We start from the raw sequence: 2,581 nt of genomic DNA, 5'->3' as shown, positions 1-2,581 counted from the left end.
GCGAAGTGCCTCGGACAATGTATCCGTTGCTTCCATCATCTTGAGTTCATGCTTGATGGAGGCGGTAGAAGGCATAGGGATCCCGCGTCCGAACCGTTTATAGCGTGGCATGGCGGACCTCCTGTTCGATAAAATCTAATTTCGTTATCGTGTCTCACGTTTACAAGAACCAAGAAACGAATATTTTCGAGCCCTAGCACACCATATGGAAATGTAAACTCGCTAAGAAGTAATCTCAAAATCTAAGCCCGCGCGATTGCAGGTAGCGTTCCACTCACGACCATTCTCACTGCGCCATTCGAAGCACACGGCTCGACCATATTCACAAGACGACACGATCCAGAAGCCGTCAGCATCATCCTTAAGCCGGTAGGCGGAAGGTAGGCGCCAGACATCGCCTACGAAGCTCGGCAGTTTACACCCTGATTGCCTGCTGGACGGCCGATCCGCCATCTTCGCAAGCGAGCGAAAAGAGCGTATCTCTGCGCGAGCCGATGTCTCAATCGTATCAGCAGCTTACACACGGATCGACAAGGGAGGGCCAGCGCATGACCACTGCTGCAATGCCCCCTTCCCAAGAATCAGATGTTGGCCCCCATTACCTTGTCCAGTTCATTGACCTCGAAGGCAATGTCATCCGGATGGAACGTTTGACTGCCGCCACCGACGAAGAGGCATTGGCTCTCGCGTCCGCGATGGCGAATGGTCACGCTATCGAACTCTGGGACGGCCTCAGGTTCCTTGAGCATTTCGACTCCGCCTCCACATAAACTGAATTACAGGTCGTCGGGAACGAACGCCGTTTCGAGCGTTGAAGTAGGATCACGTCTGTTAGCATTCGGCCGTTTCGTTGCGAGCGGACAAGCTTGGGGTCGACTTTGCCTTGGCGATCTACTTTTTCGACCTACACAGCGACAGCTTGTCATCCTGGGATGATGATGGGCGAGATTGCGCCGAGCCTGAGGGGATCATTCAGCACGCTACCGAGATGCTAACGACCGCTCTGGAAGGCGTGAGAGACAATCATGCGGTAGTGTCGGTGCGCGATGCAGACGGCATGTCCGTTCTGACAGTGACACTCAGCCGAAGCTCAGGGCTGCGCACCGAATGGGCCGTCCGACATCGCGCTGAAACCGATGGTCAGGCTTGAGGGCTCAAAGGACGGTCCCGAGCCATCCTGAGGGCATCGTGTGTCATCGTGCTACTGGCGGACAGATCCATGCTCCCTAGCGATCCTATGAGCCTACGGACCATCAAAGCGTTGGGTGTGGTCGGAAGGCTTGAATGGTGCCCCTGGCGACCGACGGAGCGCCATTAACAATCGTGCGACGCTATTATGCACCCCGGTAAAGGCATCACAGAGGGGATGACGCCCTGCGATGCTCCCTGACCGCTTAAGCCACGTTCAATTCGCCCCGGCATTCACAACAGGGACAATCCCCAAGCCGTTCTTCAAGCATGTCCAGCTGTTCGGCCGACTGATCCCGTTCAATGCCGGTAAGGTAGCGCGAGAGAGTGACAACCCTTGAGGCTGCGGATCAAAGCCGATCAAGAGGGTGGGGTTGGATATGACCAAGACAATCTGCCAGGACCGCTTGCACCGCCCTCGTTGTGGGTTATCCCCGTTCTATTTGGTATTCGCTGATTGCCGTTTGGTGCGCGTTCAAGCTGCTTTAAGTTCCTCTTGGCGGCACAGGCATAGCCCGTCGGTGAGATAAGTCTCGAGATTATTATAGTCAGCGTTTGTTTCAGCTTGGGCGATAGCAAGAAGGCACTGACAAGTCTTGATGGCTCGCATCATCATAACGCGGTATTTCAGATGGATCCTGCCACGTTCATCGAGCATCCTTTCGAGGTCATCCAACACATCTTCGATTTCGTTCGATAGTTTCTGATATTTGTGCGCCTTATCGTCTTCATTGATCCTGTATCGGTAATGAGCTTCGCTTGCGCCACGTGAAAGCATCTTACGCAGAACATAACAACTATCGCAACTTGTGCCTTCGTGAGCGGAGAGGAAATCATCTAAAATGAAATCATAGTCGTCGTTGAACACGGTATTCCGTCCTTAATTGGGTTGAAAATTTGGGATTTGTAAGCCGAGACTCAAATGCATACGCCAGAAATCTCGGCCTCCTAGTCTTTATTGTGATGTTATAGCGGAATTATTTCCAGTATTTTTTTAAATAGCGTCTTTTATCCGACATCCTTTCTGGAGGTGAATTGCTCTCGTTCGCCGCTTGAGTCATGGCAGTATCCGCCGCGAAACGATCAACACCTGCCCTTTTGAGTGTTAAGGCCATCGTGAATAGAGTTTCATTGCTACCTATGCGCTGATTAGTCTGAGGGTTGATCGTGTTAGTAGATTTTCGATAGTGGTTCAGAGCCGCATCGATAATTTGCTGATGTTCCCTAACCTCCTCCTGAATTCTGATAGGGGTGATGCCCTCCGACGCCATAAGATCATCGAACCGAGTCATTATGGGATTCTCGATCCAATCCTTAACGACGAGAGGCTTTCTGTTTCTGTTATAGTGATAGAAGAAGCTCTTTCCACGCTTGGCCTGACATGGAAGATAGA

4 protein-coding genes are annotated in these 2,581 nt (G+C 51.9%); 1 reads left to right on the top strand and 3 read right to left on the bottom strand.

Features of this window, described 5'->3' with window-relative positions:
• Positions 1–581: 581 nt before the first annotated feature.
• Positions 582–749, bottom strand: coding sequence for a hypothetical protein (locus ACXJL8_RS38705; protein WP_456686783.1), 168 nt, complete (start codon positions 747–749; stop codon positions 582–584).
• 134 nt (positions 750–883) lie between these two features.
• On the opposite strand from ACXJL8_RS38705, the gene ACXJL8_RS38700 reads away from it, so the two are divergent.
• Complete coding sequence (locus ACXJL8_RS38700; protein WP_456686782.1) at positions 884–1,150, top strand: DUF6894 family protein; 267 nt, start codon at positions 884–886, stop codon at positions 1,148–1,150.
• A gap of 513 nt (positions 1,151–1,663) precedes the next feature.
• On the opposite strand, the gene ACXJL8_RS38695 is transcribed toward ACXJL8_RS38700, so the two are convergent.
• Together ACXJL8_RS38695 and ACXJL8_RS38690 are read right to left on the bottom strand one after the other, a co-directional pair.
• A complete protein-coding gene (locus tag ACXJL8_RS38695) occupies positions 1,664–2,056 on the bottom strand; it encodes a hypothetical protein (RefSeq protein ID WP_456686781.1) in 393 nt (130 codons plus the stop codon).
• Positions 2,057–2,165: 109 nt separating this feature from the next.
• A partial coding sequence (locus ACXJL8_RS38690) for a hypothetical protein (protein WP_456686780.1) occupies positions 2,166–2,581 on the bottom strand: 416 nt, incomplete at its 5' end.

It is taken from the genome of Bradyrhizobium sp. P5_C11_2, from assembly GCF_054049755.1.
Note: the sequence above shows the minus strand (reverse complement) of the source record. Positions and strands in the feature narration are given on the sequence as shown.